This is a genomic window from Acidovorax sp. K2F (assembly GCF_025246485.1).
GTDB classification, from domain to species: Bacteria; Pseudomonadota; Gammaproteobacteria; order Burkholderiales; family Burkholderiaceae_C; genus Acidovorax; species Acidovorax delafieldii.
The window spans coordinates 88,278-114,284 of the sequence record NZ_JAOBSQ010000052.1 but is presented as its reverse complement, the minus strand read 5'-3'; the positions used below and the strand labels follow the sequence as shown (position 1 = coordinate 114,284).

The window sequence follows — 26,007 nt, the reverse complement described above, 5'->3', positions numbered from 1 at the left end:
GGGCGCGCAAATTTATTTAGACCACCTAGGCGCCTATATCGGCTCACACGCCTTTCCGGCGTTGATCACTATCTATCAGCGTGGCTGAGTGTGCTATTTGATTGCTGCTCAATAAGCGCTGGTCGGCCACGCATTGGGTGCGGTTATATACCGTTCGGTGCGCGAAATCTCTGAACCCCGGCTTGGTCGAGAAAGCGCTCCAGCTTCCCATTCATCCACAGATGATGAAGATGTGCCAGCGCCTCACCCATAGCAAAAGTCATCTGGTGGGTGTCCAACTGGCGTTGAAACAGAATTGGCAAAGTATCCGCAGCGCTTAGTGCGCGGCTGTGCGCGGCTTGCAAAATCTCAGTGAGCCGCTCGCGGTGATGGTCTTGTAGCTGTGCAACGCGCGTACCCAGGCCTGTAAACGGCTTGCCATGCGATGGGAGCACCAAGGTGTCTTTTGGTAGATCCAGATACCGCAAGAGCGAGGTCAAGAACAGTTGTAGCGGGTTGGCTTCTGGCTCGCTGGCGTGGACACTGACATTGGTCGAGATGCGCGGCAACACCATGTCTCCGCTGATCAAGGTGGTCAGCTCAGCGCAAAACAATGCCATGTGCTCGGGCGCGTGGCCGTAGCCGCTGATGCAATGCCAGGCGCGGCCCCCGATGTTCAGCGTGTCGCCATCCATGATTCGTCGAAAACGGGGTGGGAGAGCAGGGACCAGGGTCGGAAAATACGAAGCGCGTCCTCGCACATGGTCTAAAAAAGACGGTTCTTGTGCACCGTGCAGCGCATAAAAATCGGCCCCTGCTTCCCCGCCAAACCCCTGCGGGTCATAGATGGCGACACGCGCTACGTTGTAGTCCGTGGCACTGATCCACAAGCGCACATCCCAGCGCTCGCACAGCCAATGTGCCAGCCCGATATGGTCTGGGTGCATGTGGGTCACGATGACGCGAAGAATGGGCAAGCCCTCCATGCAGTTTGCAAATATCTGCTCCCACTGCGCGCGGCTCGCAGCGCTGTCGATGCAGCAATCCACCACGGTCCACCCGTCCACCAGCACACCGCCAGCATCCGGCTGGCGATCGCGCAGCAGCCACAGATTGATGTGATCCAGGGCAAAGGGCAGGCCCATACGGATCCAATGCACTCCAGGCGCGACCTCCAAGGTGGCGCCCTCGACGGGCAGCGCGTCGCCGAGCGGGTAGTGGATCTGGTGTTCAAGTAGATTCATGGAGGCGGTGTGATGGGTTAGCATTGACGTTAACGTAAACGTCATGCACTCGATGCATTGTAGGGAGCTGCCGCCACGCGGCTGTCTCCTGTGCGAAACCGATACTGCTGTGTGCAGCACCCACCATGGCCAATACCTACACCATCAGCGACCTTGCCAAAGAGTTCGATCTCACCACCCGGGCGATCCGTTTTTATGAAGACATGGGCTTGCTGCAGCCTGAACGCACCGGCGCCGCAGGCCGCAACCGGGTGTACAGCGCACGCGACCGCACGCGGCTGCGCCTGACATTGCGGGCCAAGCGCCTGGGACTGTCTCTCACGGAAGCCAAGGAGATCATCGACCTCTATGACAGCCCCCGCGATACCGGTGTACAGCTCCGCAAGTTCCTGGACGTGCTGGTGGTCCATCGCAAGCAACTCGAAGAGCAAATGGCCGATCTGCAGGCCAACCTGGAAGAGGTGCGCGAGCACGAAGAAGAGGCGCGCACGCTACTGGCCAAGGTAGAAAAGCAAAATTGATCCATAATTGACGTTTACGTAAACGTAAATCAGGAGACTGCAGTGAGCACGCCCCCCTTTGAGCCGCGTTGCATCGACTTTGCCGACCGCGTGCGCGACAGCTTTGCGCGGCAAGGGGCCATGCAGACGCTTGGCGCGTCGCTGGGATTGGTGGCGCCAGGTGCTGTAGACATTGAACTCCCGTGGGCAGCCGCCCTGACCCAGCAGCATGGATTTCTCCATGCGGGCATGGTGTCCACCGCGCTGGATTCAGCGTGCGGATATGCCGGTTTCACCCTCATGACTGCAGATGCTGCCGTGCTCACCATCGAATTCAAGATCAACTTGCTGGCCCCTGCCAAAGGCGAGCGATTCCGCATGGAAGGACGGGTGCTGAAGCCCGGCCGCACCATCACCGTCTGCGAAGGCCGAGCCTTCGCTATCGACGGCAACCAAGAAAAGCTGGTCGCCACCATGGGGTGCACTCTCATGGCGGTCACCGGACGCGACAGCATCCGGGGCTGAGCCCTGCCCATTTCCCTACCTTCTACGAGGAGACAAACCCCATGAGCATTCCCGCCAACCTTCCTGGCCTCAACTTCCAGCTGGGCGAAGATATCGATGCCCTGCGCGATGCCGTGCGCGACTTCGCGCAGGCAGAGATCGCTCCCCGCGCGGCCGAGATTGACCGCAACGACCAATTCCCCATGGACCTGTGGCGGAAGATGGGTGATCTGGGTGTACTCGGCATCACGGTGCCCGAGCAATATGGCGGCGCCGCCATGGGCTACCTCGCCCACATGGTGGCGATGGAAGAAATCTCCCGCGCAAGTGCCTCGGTGGGCTTGTCCTATGGCGCCCACAGCAACCTGTGTGTGAACCAGATCAACCGCAACGGCAACGAGGCACAAAAGGCCAAGTACCTGCCCAAGCTCATCAGCGGCGAGCACGTGGGCGCGCTGGCCATGAGTGAACCCGGCGCGGGCTCCGACGTGATCAGCATGAAGCTCAAGGCCGAGGACAAGGGCGGCTACTACCTGCTCAACGGCAGCAAGATGTGGATCACCAACGGCCCCGATGCGGACACCCTGGTGGTGTATGCCAAGACCGAGCCTGAAATGGGCGCACGCGGTGTCACGGCTTTCCTGATCGAGAAGGGCATGAAGGGCTTCTCGATTGCGCAAAAGCTCGACAAGCTGGGCATGCGCGGCAGCCACACGGGCGAGCTGGTGTTCCAGGACGTCGAGGTGCCTGCACAAAACGTGCTCGGCGGCGTGAACAACGGTGCCAAGGTATTGATGAGTGGCCTGGACTACGAACGCGCGGTGCTGACCGGCGGTCCGCTGGGCATCATGCAGTCCGTGATGGACAACGTGATCCCTTACATTCACGACCGCAAGCAGTTCGGCCAGAGCATTGGCGAGTTTCAGCTCATCCAGGGCAAGGTGGCCGACATGTACACCGTGCTGCAGGCGGGTCGCTCGTTTGCCTACACTGTGGCCAAGAACCTCGACATGCTGGGCACCGACCACGTGCGCCAGGTCCGCAAGGACTGCGCCAGCGTGATTCTGTGGTGCGCCGAAAAGGCCACCTGGATGGCCGGCGAAGGCGTGCAGATCTATGGTGGCAATGGCTACATCAACGAGTACCCGCTGGGCCGCCTCTGGCGCGATGCCAAGCTGTACGAGATTGGTGCCGGCACCAGCGAGATCCGCCGCATGCTGATTGGCCGCGAGCTGTTTGCCGAAACCTGCTGACCTGCGACAACTGATCGACCAACCCTCACACACCAAGGACCCCATGCCTTCCTCCATCGACGACCTGTTTGTTCACAACCGCGCCTGGGCGGCCCAGATGGAGCGCGAGCGGCCTGGCTTTTTCACCAGTCTGCTGGCGCAGCAGAAGCCCAAGTACATGTGGATCGGCTGCTCCGACAGCCGGGTGCCCGCCAACCAGATCACCGGGCTGGAGCCTGGTGAGGTCTTCGTGCACCGCAATGTGGCGAACGTGGTGGTGCCGACCGATCTCAACTGCCTGTCTACCATCCAATACGCGGTGGACCAGCTGCGCATCGAGCACCTGATGGTGGTGGGCCACTACGGTTGCGGCGGTGTGCTGGCCGCGCTGGAGGGTACGCGCGTGGGCTTGGCCGACAACTGGATTCGCCATGTGCAGGACGTGCGTGACCGCCACCGCGACCTGATCGCCGCCACCGCGCCTGAGTGGCGCCACGACGTGCTGTGCGAGCTCAATGCCATCGAGCAGGTGGTGAACATTGCACAGACCACCGTGATGCTGGACGCCTGGGGCCGGGGCCAGAAGGTTACGCTGCATGGCTGGTGCTACGGCCTCAAGGATGGGCTGATCAACAACCTGCACATGTCCGTGGACAGCACCGAAGGTCTGGAATCGCTGTACAAGGCGGCAATTGCCGGGGTGGCCGCAACCCGGCGGCAGTAGGCCTGCCGCCGCCCTGTGTCTGCCGAGCGACGGTTGCGCTGACGAAGAAGCCAATAGGCCCGCCACCATGTTCCCGCAACGCCTTGATGCGCCCCAGGCCTACGGCATTGCCAAGGCCATGATGGACGGCTTCAACCGGCATTACCGGTTGTTCCGCACCGAGTCCGCGCGCGCCAAACACCGTTTTGAAACCGCTGACTGGCACGGCCAGCAGCGGGCACAGCGCGAGCGCATCGAGTTCTACGACCTGCGGGTGAAGGAATGTGTGCGCCGCTTGGAAAAAGAGTTCGAGGCCGGCGCGCAGCCGATGGATGTGTGGCACCAGGTCAAGCTGCACTACATCGGGCTGCTGGTGAACCACCACCAGCCCGAGCTGGCCGAAACCTTCTTCAACTCGGTCACCACCAAGATCCTGCACCGCACGCATTTCCACAACGACTTCATCTTTGTGCGGCCTGCGGTCAGCACCGAATACATCGAGAACGACGAGCCTGCCGCGCGGCCCACCTACCGCGCCTATTACCCCACGCGCGATACGCTGGGCGACACCTTCCAGGCCATCGTCGAGAACTTCCAGCTTCAGCGCGAATTTGCCGACCTGCCACGTGACACCGCTTGTGTGGTGGGCGCCATGCGCAGCCGGCTCGATAAGGTGAGGCTGCGCACCAACTTCCAGATCCAGGTGCTCACCAGCCTGTTCTTTCGCAACAAGGGCGCGTATGTGGTGGGCAAGATCATCAATGGCTTCAACGAGGTGCCGTTTGCGCTACCCATCCTGCACGACGACAGCGGCAAGCTGACCATCGACGCCGCGCTGTTCGGCGAAGACGACATGCAGATGCTGTTCAGCTTTGCCCGCGCCTACTTCATGGTGGACATGGAGATCCCCAGCGCCTACGTGCAGTTTTTGCGCAGCCTCATGCCGCGCAAGCCGCGCGCCGAGATCTACAACGCCCTGGGCCTGGCCAAGCAAGGCAAGACGCTGTTCTACCGCGACTTCCTGTACCACCTGAAGCATTCCAGCGACCAGTTCCGCATCGCCCCCGGCATCAAGGGCATGGTGATGCTGGTGTTCGACCTGCCGAGCTTCCCGTTCGTGTTCAAGCTCATCAAGGACTACTTCCCGCACCAGAAGGAAACCACGCGCGAGCAGATCAAGGCCAAGTACCTGCTGGTCAAGCAGCACGACCGCGTGGGCCGCATGGCCGACACGCTGGAGTACAGCGAGGTCGCCTTTCCTCGCGACCGCTTTGATGATGCCCTGATTGCCGAGATCGAGAAGTTCGCCCCCAGCCAGCTCGAAATCAGCGACCGCGATGGCGACGGCCAGACCGAGGTGATCATCAAGCACCTCTATATCGAGCGGCGCATGATCCCGCTCAACATCTACCTGCAAGAGGCCTTTGACACCGGCCTGTCCGACCCGCGCGCGCGCCAGCAGATGGAGCACAGCGTCATCGAATACGGCAACGCCATCAAGGACCTCGTGGCCGCCAACATCTTCCCCGGCGACATGCTCTGGAAGAACTTTGGTGTCACGCGCAACGGCAAGGTCGTGTTCTACGACTACGACGAGATCGAATACCTCACCGACTGCAACTTCCGCCGTGTGCCCACGCCGCGCAACGAGGAAGAAGAGATGAGCGGCGAGGTCTGGTACAGCGTGGGCCCGCGCGATGTGTTCCCCGAAACCTTTGGCCCCTTCCTACTGGGCAACGACGCGGTGCGCGAGGTGTTCATGCAGCACCACGCCGACCTGCTCGACGCCGCGTTCTGGCAGTCGCACAAGGAGCGCATCCAGGCGGGTCATATGTTTGATGTTTTCCCCTACGACACGGAGCGGCGCTTTGCGCAAGGCGCTGCGGCCCGCTGACCGCCCGCCAAAACCCCGTTTTTCGTCCCCACTTTTCCTCTGACCCTTACCCAGGAGACCTTCACCATGTCCATCCAAGACCCCATCGTCATCGTTGGCGCTGCACGCACCCCCATGGGCTCGTTGCAGGGCGACTTCTCCAGCCTGGCCGCGCACGACCTGGGTGGCGCCGCCATCAAGGCCGCCATCGAGCGTGCCGGTGTCTCGCCCGACGCCGTGGGCGAAGTGCTATTTGGCAACTGCCTGATGGCAGGCCAAGGCCAGGCGCCTGCACGCCAGGCGGCGTTCAAAGGCGGCCTGCCCAAGGGCGCGGGCGCCGTCACGCTCAGCAAGATGTGCGGCTCCGGCATGAAGGCCGCGATGATGGCGCACGACATGCTGCTGGCCGGCACGCACGACGTCATGGTGGCGGGTGGCATGGAAAGCATGACCAACGCCCCCTACCTGCTACAAAAGGGCCGCGGCGGCTACCGCCTGGGCCACGACCGCATCTTCGACCACATGATGCTCGACGGCCTGGAAGACGCTTACGAAGCGGGCCGCAGCATGGGCACCTTTGGTGAAGACTGCGCGGCCAAGTACAGCTTTACGCGCGAGCAGCAGGACGCGTTTGCCACCGCCAGCGTGCAGCGCGCCAAGGCGGCCACCGAGTCCGGTGCGTTCGCGGCCGAGATCGTGCCCGTCACCGTCAAGACCCGTGCGGGCGAGACCGTGGTGTCGGTGGACGAAGGCCCGGGCAAGGTCAAGCTCGAAAAGATCGCCACCTTGAAGCCCGCCTTCAAGAAGGACGGCACCATCACCGCCGCGTCCAGCTCCAGCATCAACGACGGCGCGGCCGCGCTGGTGATGATGCGCGAGTCCACCGCGAAGAAGCTGGGTTGCAAGCCCGTCGCCCGCATCGTGAGCCACGCCACCCATGCGCAGGAGCCCGAGTGGTTTGCCACCGCCCCCCTGGGCGCCACACAAAAGGCACTCACCAAGGCCGGCTGGCAAGTGGGCGACGTGCAGCTGTGGGAGATCAACGAAGCCTTTGCCGTGGTGCCCATGGCGTTGATGAAGGAATTGGACCTGCCCCATGACAAGGTCAACGTGAACGGTGGCGCCTGCGCACTGGGCCACCCCATCGGCGCCAGCGGTGCGCGCATCATGGTCACGCTGATCCATGCCCTCAAGGCGCGCGGCCTGACCAAGGGCCTGGCCACGCTGTGCATCGGCGGTGGCGAGGCCACGGCCGTGGCGCTGGAACTCGTCTGAGGCCGCTGGCTGGAGATGGGATGATCCCCGACTTTGTACAAGGACCGCGATGACCACTCCCTCTCCCGCCATCGGCGCCTTCTGGCGCGCGTTTTCGGATGCCCAGGCATCGCTCCAGAACCTGCCGCTGCGCGAGCGCGTGGGGGCGGCCAATGCGCTGATAGATCAGCACCTGGAAGGCCTGGCGCTGGAGATGTCCGGCGACGATGCCGATGCCGTGGTGGACCTCATCGTCACGGCCCACGGCAGCATCGAGCGGTTTCCGTTGCTGGCGCAGGTGGTGGCGGCCGCACCCGCGCTGCCGCACTACCGCGTGCGTGCGTTTCGCGAGCGCACCACGCAGCCGGACTTTCCCATCGGCATGGAAGGCTTTGAGCTGGCCACGTCCGACGTGCTGGTGGCGCTGGAGCAGGACGGCGGGCAGGCGGCGCTGGAGATCCGCTTTGGCCGCGAGATCCCCAGCGACTACCAGGACCATGCGCGCAACATGGCATTCATCATGCTCGACCATGTGCTGGGCGAGTACGACTTTGCCGTGAAGGTGGGCGCAGTGGACTTTGTGGGCGAGCCCGGCGACACCCACACGCCTTGGGTGCCGCTGAGCCAGCTGCCCCCGGTGTTCGACCGCTACTGGACCGACACCCTGGGCCACACCGGCCACTTTCCCACGGGCGATGCCGAATGGGACGGGCTGGAACTGCAGTTTGACTGCCCCATCGACGAGGACGGCAACGAACTGCCCGCTGACGACATCGACAGCGAAGACGCGCCCGAGACCGGCGTGGTCATGGTCAACACCAGTGCCAACGCTGTGGCCATGCGGGCCGACCTGGCCTATGCCCTCACCGTGGACCTGGCGGTGCCCGACAGCGACACACTGACTGCCGTGCAAGACCTGCACGAGCAAGCCGCCACGCTGCTCCAAGTGCCGCAGCTGGGCATTCTGGTGCTGACGCTGATGCGCGCGGGCCGCCGGCAGGCGCTGTACTACGTGAGCGACGAGCAACTGGCCAAACAGACGCTGGCGCCCCTGCTGCTGCGCGACGAGGCGGCATCGCTGGAGCTGAAGGTGGCGTACGACCCCGCGTGGTCGGGCTATTTCGAGTACGCCGGATACCTGTCTGCCTGAGTGGGTGTCGCTGTTTTGTTTACTCCTGAATTGATAGCTGTTGGCGAATGATTCACTAGCGCTTGCGGCATATTGGGCTTGAAAATGAACTCCATACTCGTGATGGGCGCGTCCCGGGGCATCGGCCTGGAGCTGGTGCGCCAGTACACCGATGCCGGGCGCCGCGTGATCGCCACCGTGCGCGACGACGCCGGCCGCGAGCGCGTGCTGGCGCTGGGCGCCGAGGTACTCACCGTGGATGTGGCCAATCCCGCCAGCGTGAGCGGTCTGGCCTGGCAGCTTGACGGCGAAAAGCTGGACCTGGCGCTGTATGTGGCCGGTGTCATCCGCCGCCCCAACGCGCTCACCCCACCCACGCAGCAAGACTTTGATGCCGTCATGCACACCAACGTGCTGGGCGCCATGCAGGCCATTCCGCAGGTGGCGCCCCTGGTGGTGGAGGCGGGCGGCGTGTTTGCGTTTCTGTCCTCGTCCATGTCGCAGATCGGCAGCGTGCCGAACAGTGGCTCGTGGCTGTACCGCACCAGCAAGGCCGCGCTGAACATGGCCGTGGCCGCCGCGCAGCACGACTACCCCGACGCCACGCTGGTCACCATCGACCCCGGCTGGGTGCAGACCGACATGGGCGGCGGCGGTGCGCCGCTGACGGTCGAAGACAGTGTGCGCGGCCTGCGCAGCACGCTGGCCAGCGTGACCGCTGCCGACAAGGGCCGCCTGCTGCACCACGACGGCCGCCGCGCTGCCCACTGGTAGTCCGCAAGCCACTATGCCCCCGAATTTTTGAACAACGACTCTGGAGACACTCCCATGCTGCTGACCCAAGACCAGGAAATGATCCGCGACGCGGTGCGCGACTTTGCGCAAACCGAGCTGTGGCCGAATGCCGCACGCTGGGACAAGGAACACCACTTCCCCAAGGAGACTCACCAGGGCCTGGCCGCGCTGGGCGCGTATGGCATCTGCGTGCCCGAAGAGTTTGGCGGTGCCCACCTCGACTACCTCACGCTCGCGCTGGTGCTCGAAGAGATCGCCGCCGGTGATGGCGGCACCAGCACCGCCATCAGCGTGACCAATTGCCCGGTCAACGCCATCCTCATGCGCTACGGCAACGCGCAGCAAAAGCGCGACTGGCTCACGCCGCTGGCGCGTGGCGAAATGCTGGGCGCGTTTTGCCTGACCGAGCCACATGTGGGCTCCGACGCCTCCGCCCTGCGCACCACGGCAGTGAAGCAGGGCGACGAATACGTGATCAACGGGGTCAAGCAGTTCATCACCAGCGGCAAGAACGGCCATGTGGCCATCGTCATCGCCGTCACCGACAAGGGCGCGGGCAAGAAGGGCATGAGCGCGTTCCTCGTGTCCACCAGCAGCCCCGGCTACGTGGTGGCGCGGCTGGAAGACAAGCTGGGCCAGCACAGCAGCGACACGGCGCAGATCAACTTCGACAACTGCCGCGTCCCCGCCGAGAACCTCATCGGCGCCGAGGGCGAGGGCTACAAGATCGCCCTGGGCGCGCTCGAAGGCGGCCGCATCGGCATCGCCGCGCAGAGCGTGGGCATGGCGCGGAGCGCGTTCGACGCGGCGCTGGCGTATTCCAAAGAGCGCGAAAGCTTCGGCACCGCCATCTTCAACCACCAGGCCGTGGGTTTCCGCCTGGCCGACTGCGCCACGCAGATCGAGGCCGCGCGCCAGCTCATCTGGCACGCCGCCGCGCTGCGCGATGCCGGAAAGCCCTGCCTGAAGGAAGCCGCCATGGCCAAGCTGTTTGCCAGCGAGATGGCCGAGCGCGTGTGCAGCGCCGCCATCCAGACGCTGGGCGGCTACGGCGTGGTGAACGACTTCCCGGTGGAGCGCATCTACCGCGACGTGCGCGTGTGCCAGATCTACGAAGGCACGAGCGACGTGCAGAAGATCATCATCCAGCGCGCGCTGGCTTGAGCCTGCGAGTCAGGTTTCTCGGCCCGCCTTTTGCCAGCCTTTCAGGCGCAGCTCAAAAAACGCTCAGCCCCTGAGGCGCAACTCGCGCTCCAGCAGCGCCAGCCGCTCGGGCTCGGCGTGGTGCCGGGCCACCGGCTGCACGCTGGCAAACACGGTGCGCCCCATTTCGGCGCGCCCGCTCCAGGCCAAGGCCAGCGCGTAGTCGCAGGTGCACACGGCCAGTGAGGGCCAGGCGCCCGGGGCCTTGCGCACCAGCCCCAGAAATTGCTCACACGCCTTGCCCAGGTGGCTGGCGGCCTCGCCCGCCCGGGCCGGGTCGCGCAGCGCAATCATGCCCCGCACCCAGTCGATGAACGCTTGCCCGTGGGGTGGCAGCAGGGCGGGCTGCAGCGTGTCCAGCAGGCGCTGGGCTTCGTCGGTGTGGCCCGCGCGGGCCTCACCCAGGGCCAGGTCCAACTGCAAAGTGGGCTCTCCCGGCCGCTGAGCCATCAGCTCGCGCAGGCGGGCGGTAAAGCCCGCATGGTCGCCCGTGGCCAGGGGCAGGGTGTAGATGCGTGCCAGAAATTCGCCCTCATCTGCCGGGCGCATGGAGTGGATGCGCAGGCGCAGGATGGCGGCGTCCACCCCTTCGGCGCGCGCCTCGAACCAGGCCATGCGCACGGCGGCGTCCCAGGCGGGCTGCCGCAAGAACGCATGCCGTTCGGCCGCGCGGGCCAGCCGCTGGGCCAGCACGTCGAGGCGGGGCAGGTCGCCCGTGGCGTGCGCGTGCAGCATCTGCTGGTACGTGCGCTGAAACTGGTGCATGTAGGCAAACACGGCCAGGGGCGCCAGCATGGCCAGTACCAGAATCCCTTGCACCCATGGGCTCCACTGGCGCCACACGGCAAGCGCCACCAGGGCCGCGCACACCAGCAGCCAGGTACGGTTGTTGCGCAACAGCTGGCGCAGCGTGGTCCACAGGCCGAGGTTCTGCTGCGCTTCGATCTGGTCGCGCGCCAGCTGGCGCAGTGCCTTCACGTCCAGGGTGCCCAGTGCGTCGTCCGCCATCTCGGTCAATGCACGGGCATACAGACCCGAGGTGTGCAGCTGCACCTGGGTCAGCGGCGGTTGCTGCAGCGCTGCGATGGCCTGCAGGGCCTCTTCAGCTGTCTGGGCATGCACAAACCCCTCGGTGGGGCGGCCTTGGGCGTCTTGCGCCTGGTACAGCCAGCGGGGCTGGCCGGGCGGTGGGGGCGGGGTGGTCCCGGTGGTGGTCATGGCGTGGCTCCCTCCTGGTGTGATTTGCCAGCGTGTCGAGGTCGCCGGTCGTTGGCTGCGGATGGTAGGGGGCTGCGTGATCGCCGCGTGCAGCGGGCAGACGGGCGGTGCACCGCTGGCAGACGACCGGTGCCGTGATACCTGCCTTTGCCTGAGCAGGCCGCAGGCAACAACCGCACGTTCTGCGGCGGCTGGGGCTTCGAAAGACACCGGTAGGTGTACTACCGCGCTATTGGAAAGATAGCTGCCTGTGCTTATGGGAAAGGCACCGCGCTCTGGTCCTGCCGCCTGTTGCTGGGGGCCAGCCACTGCGCCAGCACAGCGTGCAGCTCGGCAGGGTTCACGGGCTTGCGCAGCACCAGGTAGCCCTCGTCTTCGGCGTCCCGCAAGGCGGGGGCGTCGAACTCGCCGCTGACCATCGCACCCCGGGCGGCAGGGCAGCGGGCCAGCAGCGTGCGCAGGATGTCAAAGCCGCTCTCGCCCGAGCGCAGTCGCTGGTCGCAGAAGATGGCATCTGGCACCATGCCTTCGTCCAGCCGGCCATGGGCTTCGGCCCCGGTGGTGGCATAGGCTGCCGTCACGCCCCAGGCTTCGAGCATGGCGCGCCAGGCCTTGAGCACCTGGGGGTCATCGTCCAGCACCAGGCACTGGCCCTGCAGCGGACGGTCCACGATGGACTGGCGGTGTGCCGCTGCGGGGGCGGTGGACGTGCCTGCATCGGGTGCCACATGGGCTGGCAGCCGCAGCCAGAAGCGCGAACCCTGTCCCGCCAGCGAACGTACGCCGTACGCCGCCCCCAACTGCTCGGCGCACCGCGCCACCACAGCCAAGCCCAGGCCGTGCCCCGCGTCGTCCATCTGGTCGGCCCGCGCTCCCCGGTAGTAGGGGCTGAACACCCGGGCCTGATCGGCGGGGGCGATGCCAATGCCCGTGTCCCGCACCTCCACCAGCCAGTCACCGCCGCGTGCGCGTGCGCTCACCAGCACCTTGCCCTGCGGTGTGTAGCGGATGGCGTTCTGCACCAGGTTCGCCAGCGCCTGGCGCAGCAGCACCGGCTCGGCCCATACGGTGGCGCCACGGCGCGGCAACCGCAGCCGCAGGGTCAGGCCGCCGAGGCTGGCTTGCTCGCGGAAGAGGCGCACAACGTCCGCCAGCAGGGCGCCAAGGTCCACGGCGGCTTTGTGGCCCAGCGGCTGCCCCGACTCCAGGCGCGACAGGTCCAGCAGCGCATTGAACAGCTGGCTCATGGCCTGCATGCTGGTGCGCAGGTCGGCCACCAGCGGGCGCAGGACCGGGTCGGTATTGCGCAGGTTGATCGCCTCCACCATCAAGGACATGGCGTGCACGGGTTGGCGCAGGTCGTGGCTGGCGGTGGCGAGGAACAGGTTTTTCTCGGTCAGGGCGCCTTCCGCCTGGCGCCGGGCTTCGGCCAGGGCCTCGTTGGCAGTGCGCGTGCGGCGGTACAGCCAGAAGCTGGCGCCCGCTGCAAGCAGTGCCAGTGCCACCGCAGCCGCCAGTCCGATCTGCTGCATGCGGCGCACGCGCAGCTCGGCATCCTGCACCCGGTTGGCCTGCGCCAGCTGCTCGATCTGGCGCTGCCGTTCAGCGCTGTCAAAGCGCTCCTGCAAGGTCGTCACGGCCTGGTCGCGCTCGGCATGGAACAGCTCCTTGGCCAGCGCCTGCTGCTTGCGGGTGGTGGCCATGGCCTCGCGGTACAGGCCGGCTTGCTCGTACATGCGCGACAGCTCGCCCAGCAACTGCTCTTCCATGGGCAGAGAGCCCGCTTCGTGCACAAACCGGATGCCCGCCTCCACCTCATGCACGCCGGCCGCAATGCGGCCCTGGCCCATGAGTGCAAAGCCCAGATTGGCCTGCGCCATTGCGGCCCCGTTCAGCTCGTGTGCATTGCGGTACGCGGCCAGGGCCTCGCGCATCACGGGCTCGGCCGCGGCATACGCCTTGCGCTGCAGCAGGACGTCGCCCAGGTTGTTCAGCGCCGTGGCCTGGAGCCCGGTGAGCCCTCCAGCGCGGGCGATCTGCAAGGACTGCCGGTAGGCGGCCACGGCGGTGTCGAGGTTGCCCTGCACGTTTTCCACATTCCCTCGGTGCAGGTGCAGCCAGCCCTGCGCCTGCCGGGCGTCCAGCTTTGCGGCCAGGGGCAGCGTCTCGCGGATGGTTTGCAGCGCCCGCTCCGGGTTCTTCATGTCGAAGTGCAGCAGCTCCAGGTGGGTGCGCGACCGCAGCTCAGACGTGGCCGCCTGGCGTGGCAGCGTGCGCGAGAGTTCCAGGCTGCGCAGCAGGTGGGTCATCGCCGTTTCGAACTGGCCGTTGCCGCTGTGCAGGGCGCCCAGCGTCAGGTGGTAGAGCCAGCGCACCCAGGGGTCGGGTACGCGCTCGGCGGCGGCCGCTTCGCGCGCCAGTGCGTCCAGTCCGGCGCGTGTTTTTCCCGCCACGGCCAGTTGCCGGGCCTCGAAGCAGACAGCCAGCACCTGCGACGACGGATCTTTCTGCGCAGCGGCGAGCGCCTTCAGCTGCGCAATGCCCTCGGTCACCACCGTTGTCTGCCCGGTCTCGAAGGCCGCGTCTGTCAGCGCCGCCAAGTAAGTGCGCCGGGTCGCGGCATCGGCCGCGTTGGCAAAACGTGCCGCGGCGGCCTGCAGCGCCTGCACGGCTTCGGCGCTGTTGCGTTGCGACAGGTTTTGCAGCCGGTCCAGCTCGGCCAGGTCCGGGTTCAGTGCCTGCGCCCTTGCGGGCAATGCCGTCTGCAGGCACAAGGCCGCGACCAGCACCACAGCCCGGACGAGGCGCATCAGGGCAGCTCCAGCCGCCGCCCGCGCAGCAGGGTGATGGCCTCGACCCGTGTGCGCACCCGCAGCCGCTCCAGGATGCCCGTCACGTGCTCCTTCACGGTGCTCTCTGCAATATCCAGCTGCGATGCAATGCGCTTGTTGGGCAGTCCCTGCAGCACCAGCGCAAGGATCTGGCCCTGCCGCGCAGACAGGCCCAGCTCGGCCGGTGTCACCGGCAGGTCGCGGCTGCGCAGCGGCTGGCTGCCCGGATGACCCGGCTCAAACCAGACCAGCCCACTCAGCAAGGCCTCCACCGCCAGCCCGAAGGTTTCAGGCGCTGCTTGTTTGTGGATGAAGCCCTGCGCGCCTGCCTGCCGGGCCTGGTCCATCACGGCGGGGTCATCGTCGCCACTGATCACCGCGATGGGCATTCCGGGGCAGTGGTTGCGCACCTGGGCGATCAGGCCCACGGCGGCGCCTTCTGCCAGCCAGAAGTCGATGAGCGCGATGGCCGGTGTGCCCCGCGTGTCCACCCAGCGCAGAAGGTCGTTTGCCCCTGCGGCCACCACCACGTCCATCTGCGGCAGTCGGGCACGCAGGAATTCGGCCATGCCGTGTGCCACCAACGGATGGTCGTCAAGGATGAGCGCGTACTGAGAGGTGGAGGACATGCGGTGGTGGAGGGGGCGCAACCCGGCGGGATGCCGGTGCCAGAAGGTATGCCTGCGGGCAAATTCTGCCAAGTGTTCAGCAGGATGGGCGGCGCGCAAACCCTACTAGCGTAGGGTTTCGCACGGGATGGGGTGCTGCACAGAATCCGCGCTCCATTCACCATCACGAGGTTTCTGTTCATGACACGACAAGCCAGCGCAACGGGTGCCGGGCGCACCTGGCACTCTGCACGACCTATCTTCCGCTGGGCCCCCCTGGGCCTGGCTGCCGCCTTGCTGGTGGGCTGCGGCGGTGGTGATGACGACAACGGCACGCCTCCGCCCAGCGCTGGCGCATTCAGTATCGGCGGCGCGGTCAGCGGCCTGGGGGCTGGCAAAACGGTGACGCTGCAGAACGCCGGCAAGGACGACCTGACCGTGAATGCCAATGGCAACTTCGTGTTCGTCACGCGTCTGGACAGCGGCATTGCCTATGCCGTCACCGTGAAGACCCAGCCCAGCGGGCAGCGCTGCACGGTGACGGAAGGCACCGGCACGGCCACTGCCAACGTGAGCAACGTGCAGGTGCGCTGTGAAAACCTGGCGGCTGCCACCTACACGGTGGGCGGCTCGGTCAGCGGCCTGGCGGGTGGCGCCGTGGTGCTGCAGAACAACGGGCGCGACGATCTCTCGGTCTCCAGCAACGGCGGCTTCACGTTCGGCACGGCACTGGCGGGTGGCACGGCCTACGCCATCACGGTGCGCACGCAGCCTTCGGGCCAGAGCTGCACGGTGCGCAATGGAACGGGCACGGTAGGGGCGGCCAATGTGAGTTCGGTGGACGTGAGCTGCGCGACGGCGGCGCTGGGGCTGCCGGAGGGCGACTGGAAGCAGGAGCTGTGCGTGGTGGTGCGGCCAGGAACCTGGGGACGCTCGCTGTGGCGCATCACCCGCCAGAGCGACACCCGCGTGACGGGGCAGATTGGCGTGGTGACCTATGCCGACGCCAACTGTTCCGGCACGGGCACCGTCGCAGGTCCGCTGACCGATGTGGGCAATGTGGCGTTCGACCGCAACGGCAGCACGGCCACGCTGACCGCTTTCTGGGGGCTGTGGACCCAGCCGTCGGGCCTGACATCGCGCGCTGTCTGGGCACGCAAGGGGCCCCGCCTGTGCATCTTTGGCGATCAGATACCCACCGCGTTCCCGACGGCGGCCAGCGTGGAGAGCTACGTGGACACCGTTCTGCCCGCCAAGACCTGCTACACGCAAAACTGAGTGCTGGGGGCTGTACGGCCCCCCAACCAACCCAAAGCCCCCGCAGCGAAGTTGCTGCGGGGGCTTTTCTTTGCTCGGATGTGATCCGCTTTGTGTTGGAGCGCGCCCATTGCTGCAGGGCCACCCGCCCCGGTGTCCCCGGGGCATCCCTCAGGCTTCAGCGAGCGAGTTCCGCCGCCGTGGCCGCATCCAGCCGCCCGGATGTGGGCAGCCCTTTGTCCTTCTGAAAGGCGCGCAGCGCTGCCGTCGTCTTGCCGCCCATGGCGCCATCGGGCGTGCCCGCGTTATAGCCCAGCTCGTTCAGGCGGGCCTGCGCATCGCGCAGCGAAAGTCCTGCGGTGGCTCCATTGTTTTGCGCGGCAGCACGCGCGGCCGATGTCTGCGAGGGCGGTGCGGCGCCGTCCACACTCAGCCGCCCGCCACCCCCCAGGCCCTGGCCCTTCACCGTCTGGGCGCGGTAGTTGCGCAGCGACTGCACCATCTGGTTGAACGCATCCATGAAAGCGGCCGCAATCACCTTGCCTTCGGCCGTGTTGGAGTAGCCGCCCATGCGCGCGCCGCCCGATCCGCCCAGCAGTTGCCCCATGGCGCCAAAGTCGGTCTTGGCGGCACTGCCTTCTGACGCCGCCACCTGCACACCGGATCGGTTGTCGATGAGCGTGAGCAGCGCGCTGGCCTCTTTGGTGTTCATGTTGCCGCCGATGGCTGCCAGCAGGCCCCCCGCACGGCCACCGACCAGGCCGCCCAGCGATGCGGAGGCACCGCCTGCGTTGTTGTTCTGGAACACGATTTCGGGCGACAGGCCATAGTCCGAGGCCACCATCTGCCCCTGGCCAAACTGGCTGCCCTGCCGCATTTCGCCCGACTGCATCAGCGCGCGCTCGCGCGTCATCGCGTTCATGCCGGCGGCGCCGCGCTCCACCACCACAAAGCAGTTGGACTGCTGTACCAGCAGACGCAGCAGGTTGGCCGTGGGCGGCAGGCGGTATTGGTCACGCAGGATGGTGTACCAGCCAGCCTGCTGGTTTTCAATCAGCGAGACGGTGCCCAGCGGGCTTTCGCAACGCTCCAGCGAGTCGCTGGCGCCGGTAGAGGCTCCGCCCGCAGCGCTGCCGGTGGCCACGGTCTTGGCATCGGCGCTGCCCATGCGCATGTTGGTGGTCTCGCAGCCGCTCAGTAGTGCAGCAGCGGCCACGGCAGCGCTGACTGCGCACAGGCGCAGCGGGGTGGTTGAACGGGGCGGGGTGGCAGCGGCACGCGCGCGCCGTTGCTGGACAGAAAGGGTGATAGTCATGGTGACGGATGTGGCCGCATGTGCAGCGAAAGGGAGGAACACAAAGTCCTGATCTTTCGCCGTGCAGCCAATCACCGGCAACCCGACAGAGGTAGGGTGCAAGGGGTGGCGCACCCGGCCCGGAGTGCGCCCCGCGCTTATCAGAACGGTCAGCTGCTGGACAGCGCCGCGCTCTGCAACTGCGCCAGCGTCACAAACTCCAGCGCGCGGGCATGAGTGCATTCCAGGATCACCGGCGGTGCCACACCCGCCTCGTAGGCTTCTTTCCAGCGCAGGGCGCACAGGCACCAGCGGTTGTTGGCCTTGAGTCCTGCAAACCGGTATTCGGGCCGGGGGGTGATGAGGTCATTGCCCCGCGACAGCGAGAAGTCCAGAAACGCCTGTGTCATGCGTGCGCAGATCACGTGGGTGCCGTGGTCGTGCTCGTCGGTGTTGCAGCAGCCATCGCGGTAGTAGCCGGTCAGTGGGTCGTAGGAGCAGGGCATCAGCATGGTGCCCAGAACGTTCAGTGCAGTCATATCGGGTCGCGTGTGTTGTGAGGGCCTATGGGGGGCGCAGATTGTTGGAGTGGGCGCGGGGCGGCTCAGCCCTCTTCGCCACGGCGGCGCAGCACCACAGTGATCTGCCCGTTGGTCTCGATGGTGGCGCGTTCCACTTCGTGCGCGTGCAGGCAGCCACCGGCGCGCAGTGCGGCCTCCACGTCGTCGCGGGTCAGCAGCTCCTTGCGCATCAGCGCCTGGTTCAGCTCGCCCTGGTGGATCAGCACCTGGGCCTTGCCGTCCACCCAGCGCCCGATGCGCGGGAAGTGGAACGCCAGCCGCGCCAGCGCCACATGCAGCAGCATCAGCGTGCTGGCAGAGATCAGTCCGCCCACGAGCGAGTTGTCGCCCGCGTTCATCGAGTTCTGCACCGCGTTCGACAGGATCAGCAGCAGGATCAGGTCAAACGGCTCGTACTGCCCTGTCTGCCGCTTGCCCGACAGGCGCATGAACACCAGCAAGAACAGATACACCACCACGCCGCGCAGCACAAACTCCCACCACGGCACACTCATTTGCCACATTGCAAGGTTCCTTGTTGGATGCTTGGGTGGGGCCAGTCTACGGCCTGCGGCTTGCCCCTCATTCGCTGAGCGAAAATCCCGGGCAATCCCCCGCACGGCTCCGGCACAGTGCGCCCTCATTGCAGTGGCGGCCGAGTGGGCCTCCTCTGCTGCCCCCATCGAAAGTACCGCCCCATGCAACGCCGCCAATTCCACCAAACCAGCCTCATGGGGGCGTTGCTGTGCGCCACTGCGCAGCACGCCTGGGCGCTGTCGCTGGGCGACCTCACCAATGCCGACGCCTCCAGCGGCCTCAAGGCCGCGCTGACCCAGGGCGCGCAGGCGGCGGTGTCGCTGCTGGGCCGCAACGACGGGTTTCTGGGCAACCCCAAGGTGCGCATCGGCCTGCCGGGCTACCTGGACGACGCGGCCAAGGTGATGAAGTCGCTGGGCCAGGGCAAGCGCATCGATGAGCTGGTGGTGTCCATCAACCGCGCCGCCGAAGCGGCCGTGCCCATGGGCAAGGACCTGCTGGTGGGCGCGGTGCAGAACATGACGGTGACCGATGCCAAGAACATCCTCACCGGCGGCGACAACTCGGTGACCGCCTTTTTTGCCGACAAGACGCGCACGCCACTGGGCCAGCGCTTTCTGCCGGTGGTGAACCAGGCCACCGAGAAAGTCGGCCTCACGCAGAAATACAACGCCTTCGCGGGCAAGGCCGCGAGTTTTGGCCTGCTGAAGGCCGAAGACGCCAACCTGGCGCAGTATGTCACCGGCAAGACGCTGGACGGCCTGTACCTCATGATCGGTGAGGAAGAGCGCAAGATCCGCCAGGACCCGGCCGCCGCCGGCAGCGCCATCGCGCGCAAGGTGTTTGGTGCCTTGCGCTGAAGGGCATCACGATGCCTTTGCCACAGCCTAACGACCCCTGCCCCTGCGGGCGCCTGGCGCCTGCGGGCCCGGGTGGCAGCAAGGGCAAAAGCGCAGCCCCCTTGCCCTTCGCCAGCTGTTGCGGCCGTTACCTGGCGGCACCTGGGTTGGATGCCATGGCCGCCCCCGATGCCGAAAGCCTCATGCGGTCGCGCTACACCGCCTTTGCGTGCGAGCGGGCCGACTACCTGCAGGCCACCTGGCATGCCAGCACGCGCCCGGCCACGCTCGACTTTGACGCGGGGGCCAAATGGCTCGGGCTGGACGTGCGCCGATACGTCGCCACCGACGCCGACCACGCCGTGGTCGAGTTTGTGGCCCGCTACCGTGTCGCCGGGCGCGCCGTGCGCCTGCACGAGACCAGCCGTTTTGTGCGCGAGGAGGGGCGCTGGTTCTATGTCGATGGAGATCTCCATGGCTGAAATTCAAGCCAAAACCACCCCAAGCGCTAGTGCAATATGTCTTGATAGCTATGAAATTTGAAGCAATCCTGTTTGACTGTGACGGCGTGCTGGTGGACAGCGAGCCCATCACCAACGGCGTGCTGCGCGACATGCTGGCCGAGGCCGGGTGGGTGCTGACGCCCGATGAGTGCATGCGCCTTTTCATCGGCAAGATGGTGCGCAGCGAGGCCGCGCGCATTGAGCACCACACGGGCCGTCCGCTGACCGACGAATGGATGTCGGCCTTCTACGCACGCCGCAACGCCGCACTGGAGGCGCAGCTCACCGCCATCGAGCACATCCACGGCGCTGTCGAGCGTGTGCACGCCCACCACGGCGGGCGCATTGCCTGTGCCTCGGGGGCCGACCGTTTCAAGATCGAGATGCAGCTGGCCAAGGTGGGCCTGGCGCCGTACTTTGCGGGCCGCATCTTCAGCGGCCACGAAATGCCCGCCACCAAGCCCGCGCCCGATGTGTACCTTGCCGCCGCTGCAGCGCTGCAGGCAGCGCCCACGCGCTGTGCGGTGGTCGAAGACACCGTGACCGGCGTCACCGCCGGTGTGGCTGCCGGGGCCACCGTGTTTGCCTACGCCCCGCTGGACGATGGGGCCGCGCTGCGGGCGGCAGGTGCGCAGCACGTGTTTCGCAGCATGGCCGAGCTGCCCGGCTTGCTCGGCTGCTGACACGGGTGCACAGAAAAAAGGGACATGGCGATGAACACCTTTGCGCGGGTCATGAAGCACACGGTACTGGCTGCCGCCCTGGCGCTGCTGGCGGGCTGTTCGTCGGTCAAACCCTGGATCAACGAACCCCTGCCTGCGGGCGATCAGAACATCCCTGTGCGCAAGTCCGAGCGCGACCCGACCATCCTCGTGGCCGTCACGCTGTCAGGCGGCGGGGCGCGAGCCGCCGCGTTTGGCTATGGCGTGCTGACCGAGCTGCAGCAGACGCGGTTTGTGTGGAACGGCAACCCCACCACCTTGCTGGACGCCACCGACGTGGTCAGCGGCGTGTCGGGCGGCAGCATTGTGGCGGCCTACTTTGCGGCGCATGGCATCGAAGGGCTGCCACGCTTTGAACAGGACTTTCTGCGCCAGAACTTCCAGAACAGCCTCATCACCCAGGCGCTGCGCCCGGGCAATCTGATCGACCTGACCTCCCCCTGGCTGGGCCGCACCCACCTGCTGGCACGGCGGCTGGACGAGCTGTATGGCGGCCTCACCTTTGGCGACGTGGAGCGGCGCCCGCGCCACCCGCAGCTGTTCATCACCGCCACCGACATGTCGCTGGGCACCGGCTTTGAGTTCACCTGGGAGCAGTTTTCGCTGATCTGCTCAGACCTGCGCAAGGTGCCGCTGTCGTTCGCCGTGGCGGCCTCGTCGGCGGTGCCGCTGCTGCTGAGCCCGATGACGCTCAAGAACTACGCCGACCAGTGCCCCGATCGTCCCTCCCCATCGGTCGCCGCGGCGGCGACGGGCGACTACCGCGTGCGGCTCAATCGCGCCCATGAACTGAGCTATGTGGATGCGCAGCGCAAGCCCTACATCCATCTGGTCGATGGCGGCCTGGCCGACAACCTGGGGGTGCAGCGCCTGCTGGACCGTGCCCTGGCCAATGGCGGCCTGCGCCAGACCTTCAGCGAGGTCGGCATACCGCCTGCCACCATCCGCAAGCTGGTGCTGATCACGGTAAACGCCGAGCGCGATCCCTCGGTCAACATCGACATGAGCGACAAGGTGCCCAACATGGCGCAGGTGGTGGACGCCCTGCTGTTCGGCACCGGCGCCCGCGCCACGCGCGAGACGCAAGAGTTCTTGCGCGACATCACACGCCAATGGCAGCGCTCGCTGGCGTCAGGCCCCACCAGCGCCAACGACGTGTTCGCGCCCGACGCGGAGATCCACGTCATCCCCGTCAACCTGCGCGACGCCCCCGACGACATCGCACGCCGCCGCCTGCTGCAGGTGCCCACGGCGTTTTCGATCACGTCGGAAGAAGTCACCGACCTCATCGAGGCGGGCGGCAGCGTGCTGCGCCACTCGCCCGAGTTCCGGGCGCTGGTGCAATCGCTGCTCAGCCCCGATCCCCATGCGCCGCATGCACCGCCAGCGGGGCTGCAGGCCAAGGACTGAGGGCGCGCGCTCAGGGGCTCTTGACGGCGCTCAGGGCCGCGTATCCGGCGCCGGGGTTGTGGGCACGCCCTGCTCCTCGGCAGCCCGCACCTGCGCCGCCATGGCACGCTGGTAGCCGGGCCGCTGCTGCAGCCGCTGCCAATAGGCCTGCGTGGCCAGGCCAAACTGCACATCCAGCCCCAGGTGCTGCGCCAGCAGCAGCGCATACCCCACCGCCACATCCGCCGCCGTGAAGCGGCCCGCGCACAGATGGTCGCTGCGGCCGTGGGTCAGGGACGTCTCTACGGCGCGCAGCCGGGCAAGGAACCAGCGGCTGTAGTCCTCCACCACCTGCGGCTGCTGCCGCTCCGCAGGCTCAAAGCGGCCATAGCGCAGCACCAGCGTCTGCGGAAAGGTCAGCGTGGCATCGCTCATGTGCAGCCAGTTCAGGTAGGCACCATACGCCGGGTGCGTGGGCGCCACGTCCAGCCCCGCATCCGGGTGTGTGGCCGCGAGGTACTGGCACATCGCGGCGGATTCGGTCATGCGGACATCGCCTTGCACCAGCAGCGGCACGGTGCCCAGCGGGTTCTCGTCCAGAAACCACCGCGCCTTGGCACGCGGCGGGAAGGGCAACATGTGGAGCTGGTAGGGCAGTTGCAGCTCTTCGAACATCCACAGGGGGCGGAAGGAGCGGGCGCTGACGCAGTGGTGGAGATGGAGCATGAAGGCAAGCGGCAAGAGGGCGGGCGGGAGCGCTAGTCAGTGTAGTGGTGGCTGGCTGCGGACGCAGCCCCGTGGCAGCCATGCAGGGTGCAGATCGCGTCATTGGGCAACGTCCTGTCACGCTGGGCTCGCTTGGCGCCGAAACTCCGCCGGCGACTGCCCTGTCCACCCCCGGAACGCCCGGATAAAACTCTTCTCGTTCTCGAAACCCGCCGCCTCGGCCACCTGCTTGATCGGTCGCTGCGTGCGGTGCAGCAGCTCCACCGCGCGGGTGCGGCGCACCTCGTCTTTCAGGCCCTGCAGCGTGGCGCCTTCTTCCTTCAATTGCCGGTGCAGTGTGCGTGGCGATACATGCAGCAGCGCGGCGAGTGATTCGGCGCTGTGCTGGGGCAGGGCGTGGGCGGGCTGGCCGGGCAGGGGGGCGGCCAGCAACTGGCGTACGCGCTGCACCAGCAGGCGGTCGCGGCGGTAGTGCAGCACGGTCAGGGGCAGGGCGTGCTGCAGCATCTGGCGCAGGGCCTGTTCGTCGCGGCGCAGGGGCAGGTGCAGGTAGCGGGCGTCGAAGTGGATGGCGGTGCGTGGTGCGTGGAAGGTGACGGGGCCGCGGAACAGCACGGCATACGCATCGGCGTGCGGCGGTGCGTCAAACGCAAATTCGGCAGCGATGAGGGGGATGCGCGAGTCCACCATCCAGCAGGCCAGGCCGTGCGCGTTGCGCAATACGGAGACTAGGCAGAACTCGCGCAGGGCACCCAGGTCGCGGGCCTCGGTGATGGCCAGGGTGGCGGTGTCGCCCTGAGTGGTGAGGTGCAGCGCAATGTCGTCCGCCAGCAGACCGTGGTGGCGGCACCAGCGGGCCAGGGCCACTTGCAGCGTGGGCGAGCTGATGCTGGCGCGCGCCAGCATGCCGTAGCTGCCCCAGGGAAGGCGGCGGCTGAACCACCCCAGGGCTTCGTCGTCCAGCTCCTGCATGGCGGCGTCGGAGATCTGCTCCATCTGCCAGGCGGTGATGCGGGCGGTGTCGTCATGCAGCAGTTGCGGCGCAATCTGTGCCTGGGCCAGGGCCTGGTCGGGGCTCTTGCCGCGCGCTTCGTAGGCCAGGACAATGGCCCGCACGAACGCTATAGGCGTGGCCGCAGGTGCGATGGGCGTGGAGGAGGGGGCTTTAGCGAGTGCGGGCAGGCGGGGAGCGGGTGGGGCGGGCGGTTTCACGCCACAGAGTGTGCCAGCCGTGGCACGATTTGCAACCATTGTGGCAACCCGGCCGGGGCGTGGGCTTCTATGCTTGCCCAAGCTTGCTAATTGCCCGCCCGCCGTGCGCGTTCTGCCTGCGCTGGCCGGATGACCGAGGAGACAAACCCGTGATGACTGCAGCCGCAACACAATCCGCACCGCTGGTGGAGAGCTACGCCCGTGGCGCCACCGATGTTCCCCTGATCGAGAAGACCATCGGCGCCTTTTTTGCCGACATGGTGGCCCGCCAGCCCGAGCGCGAGGCGCTGGTCAGCGTGCACCAGGGCCGCCGCTACACCTACGCTCAGTTGCAGGCTGAAGCCCACCGCTTGGCCAGCGCGCTGCTGGGCATGGGGCTCACCCCCGGAGACCGGGTGGGCATCTGGTCGCACAACAATGCCGAATGGGTGCTGATGCAGCTGGCCACCGCCCAGGTGGGCCTGGTGCTGGTCAACATCAACCCGGCCTACCGCACGTCTGAGGTGGAATACGCGCTCAACAAGGTGGGCTGCAAGCTGCTGGTGACCATGGCCCGCTTCAAGACCAGCGACTACCTGGGCATGCTGCGCGAGCTGGCACCCGAGTGGCACCACCAGCAGCCGGGCCAGCTGGGCTCCGTGAAGCTGCCCCACCTGAACACCGTGGTGTGGATCGACGACGGGGCGGGGCAGGGCGCCGACGAACCGGGTCTGATGCGTTTCACCGATTTGATGGCACGCGGCAACGCGGCCGACCCGCGCCTGGCGCAGATCGCCGCCGCGCTCAAGGCCACCGACCCCATCAACATCCAGTTCACCAGCGGCACCACGGGCTTCCCCAAGGGGGCCACGCTCACGCACCGCAATATCCTGAACAACGGCTTCTTCATTGGCGAATGCATGAAGCTCACGCTCGAAGACCGGCTGTGCATCCCCGTGCCGCTGTACCACTGCTTTGGCATGGTCCTGGGCAACCTGGCCTGCCTCACGCATGGCTCTGCCATCGTGTACCCCAATGACGGATTCGACCCGATCACCGTGCTGCAGACGGTGCAGGACGAGCGCTGCACCGGCCTGCACGGCGTGCCCACCATGTTCATCGCCGAGCTGGACCACCCGCGTTTCGCCGAGTTCAACCTCAGCACCCTGCGCACCGGCATCATGGCGGGATCGCCCTGCCCCACCGAGGTGATGAAGCGCGTGGTGGAGCAGATGAACCTGCGCGAAATCACCATCGCCTACGGCATGACCGAGACCAGCCCCGTGAGCTGCCAAAGCAGCACCGACACGCCGCTGGACAAGCGCGTATCGACCGTGGGCCAGGTGCAGCCGCACCTGGAGGTGAAGATCGTGGACCCTGACACGGGCGCCATCGTGCCCATCGGCCAGCGCGGCGAGTTCTGCACCAAGGGCTATTCCGTCATGCACGGCTACTGGGGCGATGAGGCCAAGACCCGCGAGGCCATCGACGACGGCGGCTGGATGCACACCGGCGACCTGGCCACCATGGATGCCGAGGGCTACGTGAACATCGTCGGCCGCATCAAGGACATGGTGATCCGTGGCGGCGAAAACATTTACCCGCGCGAGATCGAAGAATTTTTGTACCGCCACCCGCAGGTGCAGGACGTGCAGGTGGTGGGCGTGCCCGACCAGAAGTACGGCGAAGAACTCTGTGCCTGGATCGTCGCCAAGCCCGGCACGCGGCCCACCGAGGACGACGTCCGCGCCTTCTGCAAGGGCCAGATTGCGCACTACAAGGTGCCGCGCTACATCCGCTTTGTCACCAGCTTTCCAATGACGGTGACGGGCAAGATCCAGAAGTTCAAGATCCGCGACGAGATGAAGGACCAGCTGGGCCTGGAAGAACAGAAAACCGCTTGAAAGAGCCACAAC

General features: G+C 66.4%; 24 protein-coding genes. 15 read left to right on the top strand and 9 right to left on the bottom strand.

What is annotated here, in order from left to right:
• Positions 1-143 precede the first annotated feature (143 nt).
• Complete coding sequence (locus tag N4G42_RS21050; RefSeq protein WP_260668588.1) at positions 144-1,223, bottom strand: MBL fold metallo-hydrolase; 1,080 nt, start codon at positions 1,221-1,223, stop codon at positions 144-146.
• A 125-nt stretch (positions 1,224-1,348) separates the two neighbouring features.
• Here N4G42_RS21050 and N4G42_RS21045 point away from each other — a divergent pair, with 125 nt between their 5' ends.
• From N4G42_RS21045 to N4G42_RS21005, 9 genes are all read left to right on the top strand, one after another.
• The gene (locus N4G42_RS21045) at positions 1,349-1,744 is read left to right on the top strand and encodes a MerR family transcriptional regulator (RefSeq protein ID WP_056057775.1); all 396 of its coding nucleotides are present in this window, start codon (positions 1,349-1,351) and stop codon (positions 1,742-1,744) included.
• A gap of 42 nt (positions 1,745-1,786) precedes the next feature.
• Positions 1,787-2,248, top strand: a complete 462-nt coding sequence (locus tag N4G42_RS21040; protein ID WP_260668587.1) for a PaaI family thioesterase — start codon at positions 1,787-1,789, stop codon at positions 2,246-2,248.
• Positions 2,249-2,289: 41 nt separating this feature from the next.
• Positions 2,290-3,480 carry an isovaleryl-CoA dehydrogenase gene (locus N4G42_RS21035; RefSeq protein ID WP_056057780.1) on the top strand — a complete coding sequence of 397 codons (1,191 nt, stop codon included), beginning with the start codon at positions 2,290-2,292 and terminating at the stop codon, positions 3,478-3,480.
• A gap of 43 nt (positions 3,481-3,523) precedes the next feature.
• Positions 3,524-4,183, top strand: a complete 660-nt coding sequence (gene can, locus N4G42_RS21030) for a carbonate dehydratase (RefSeq protein ID WP_056057784.1) — start codon at positions 3,524-3,526, stop codon at positions 4,181-4,183.
• A 67-nt stretch (positions 4,184-4,250) separates the two neighbouring features.
• A complete protein-coding gene (gene aceK / locus N4G42_RS21025) occupies positions 4,251-6,056 on the top strand; it encodes a bifunctional isocitrate dehydrogenase kinase/phosphatase (RefSeq protein ID WP_192422296.1) in 1,806 nt (601 codons plus the stop codon).
• Between the two features lie 66 nt (positions 6,057-6,122).
• Positions 6,123-7,310: an acetyl-CoA C-acyltransferase gene (locus N4G42_RS21020; RefSeq protein ID WP_260668585.1), complete on the top strand. Its 1,188-nt coding sequence runs from the start codon at positions 6,123-6,125 to the stop codon at positions 7,308-7,310.
• Between the two features lie 49 nt (positions 7,311-7,359).
• Positions 7,360-8,439: a DUF695 domain-containing protein gene (locus tag N4G42_RS21015; RefSeq protein ID WP_260668584.1), complete on the top strand. Its 1,080-nt coding sequence runs from the start codon at positions 7,360-7,362 to the stop codon at positions 8,437-8,439.
• Between the two features lie 84 nt (positions 8,440-8,523).
• The gene (locus N4G42_RS21010; protein WP_260668583.1) at positions 8,524-9,192 is read left to right on the top strand and encodes an SDR family oxidoreductase; all 669 of its coding nucleotides are present in this window, start codon (positions 8,524-8,526) and stop codon (positions 9,190-9,192) included.
• 54 nt (positions 9,193-9,246) lie between these two features.
• Complete coding sequence (locus N4G42_RS21005) at positions 9,247-10,377, top strand: acyl-CoA dehydrogenase family protein (protein ID WP_260668582.1); 1,131 nt, start codon at positions 9,247-9,249, stop codon at positions 10,375-10,377.
• Positions 10,378-10,440: 63 nt separating this feature from the next.
• Here the strand turns inward: N4G42_RS21005 and N4G42_RS21000 are convergent, their stop codons facing one another.
• The 3 genes from N4G42_RS21000 to N4G42_RS20990 form a co-directional block, all read right to left on the bottom strand.
• Positions 10,441-11,634, bottom strand: a complete 1,194-nt coding sequence (locus N4G42_RS21000; protein ID WP_260668581.1) for a hypothetical protein — start codon at positions 11,632-11,634, stop codon at positions 10,441-10,443.
• Positions 11,635-11,888: 254 nt separating this feature from the next.
• Entirely contained in the window at positions 11,889-14,444 is a 2,556-nt protein-coding gene (locus N4G42_RS20995; RefSeq protein WP_260668580.1) for an ATP-binding protein, read from the bottom strand.
• Positions 14,444-15,094 (bottom strand): response regulator transcription factor, encoded by a 651-nt coding sequence (locus N4G42_RS20990; protein ID WP_260668579.1) that lies wholly within the window; start codon positions 15,092-15,094, stop codon positions 14,444-14,446. Before N4G42_RS20990 ends, N4G42_RS20995 begins: the two co-directional genes overlap by 1 nt.
• Before the next feature lie 180 nt (positions 15,095-15,274).
• Here N4G42_RS20990 and N4G42_RS20985 point away from each other — a divergent pair, with 180 nt between their 5' ends.
• On the top strand, positions 15,275-16,351 hold the full coding sequence (locus N4G42_RS20985) for a hypothetical protein (RefSeq protein ID WP_260668578.1): 1,077 nt from the start codon (positions 15,275-15,277) through the stop codon (positions 16,349-16,351).
• 157 nt (positions 16,352-16,508) lie between these two features.
• On the opposite strand, the gene N4G42_RS20980 is transcribed toward N4G42_RS20985, so the two are convergent.
• The 3 genes from N4G42_RS20980 to N4G42_RS20970 form a co-directional block, all read right to left on the bottom strand.
• Complete coding sequence (locus N4G42_RS20980; protein ID WP_243415645.1) at positions 16,509-17,645, bottom strand: peptidoglycan-binding domain-containing protein; 1,137 nt, start codon at positions 17,643-17,645, stop codon at positions 16,509-16,511.
• Between the two features lie 149 nt (positions 17,646-17,794).
• Positions 17,795-18,163, bottom strand: a complete 369-nt coding sequence (locus N4G42_RS20975) for a DUF2237 family protein (RefSeq protein WP_056057809.1) — start codon at positions 18,161-18,163, stop codon at positions 17,795-17,797.
• A 65-nt stretch (positions 18,164-18,228) separates the two neighbouring features.
• A complete protein-coding gene (locus N4G42_RS20970; RefSeq protein ID WP_056057813.1) occupies positions 18,229-18,708 on the bottom strand; it encodes a DUF421 domain-containing protein in 480 nt (159 codons plus the stop codon).
• A gap of 174 nt (positions 18,709-18,882) precedes the next feature.
• On the opposite strand from N4G42_RS20970, the gene N4G42_RS20965 reads away from it, so the two are divergent.
• The 4 genes from N4G42_RS20965 to N4G42_RS20950 are packed head-to-tail and all read left to right on the top strand — an operon-like array spanning position 18,883 to position 22,195.
• Positions 18,883-19,581: a DUF4197 domain-containing protein gene (locus tag N4G42_RS20965; protein WP_099729207.1), complete on the top strand. Its 699-nt coding sequence runs from the start codon at positions 18,883-18,885 to the stop codon at positions 19,579-19,581.
• 11 nt (positions 19,582-19,592) lie between these two features.
• Complete coding sequence (locus N4G42_RS20960; protein WP_260668577.1) at positions 19,593-20,042, top strand: YchJ family protein; 450 nt, start codon at positions 19,593-19,595, stop codon at positions 20,040-20,042.
• A gap of 50 nt (positions 20,043-20,092) precedes the next feature.
• Complete coding sequence (locus N4G42_RS20955) at positions 20,093-20,746, top strand: HAD family hydrolase (RefSeq protein ID WP_260668576.1); 654 nt, start codon at positions 20,093-20,095, stop codon at positions 20,744-20,746.
• Between the two features lie 24 nt (positions 20,747-20,770).
• A complete protein-coding gene (locus N4G42_RS20950) occupies positions 20,771-22,195 on the top strand; it encodes a patatin-like phospholipase family protein (protein ID WP_260668575.1) in 1,425 nt (474 codons plus the stop codon).
• 30 nt (positions 22,196-22,225) lie between these two features.
• Here the strand turns inward: N4G42_RS20950 and N4G42_RS20945 are convergent, their stop codons facing one another.
• The gene (locus N4G42_RS20945) at positions 22,226-22,900 is read right to left on the bottom strand and encodes a glutathione S-transferase family protein (protein WP_260668574.1); all 675 of its coding nucleotides are present in this window, start codon (positions 22,898-22,900) and stop codon (positions 22,226-22,228) included.
• Between the two features lie 117 nt (positions 22,901-23,017).
• Positions 23,018-24,151: an AraC family transcriptional regulator gene (locus N4G42_RS20940; protein WP_260668573.1), complete on the bottom strand. Its 1,134-nt coding sequence runs from the start codon at positions 24,149-24,151 to the stop codon at positions 23,018-23,020.
• A gap of 113 nt (positions 24,152-24,264) precedes the next feature.
• On the opposite strand from N4G42_RS20940, the gene N4G42_RS20935 reads away from it, so the two are divergent.
• Positions 24,265-25,995, top strand: a complete 1,731-nt coding sequence (locus tag N4G42_RS20935) for an AMP-binding protein (RefSeq protein ID WP_260668572.1) — start codon at positions 24,265-24,267, stop codon at positions 25,993-25,995.
• Positions 25,996-26,007 lie beyond the last annotated feature (12 nt).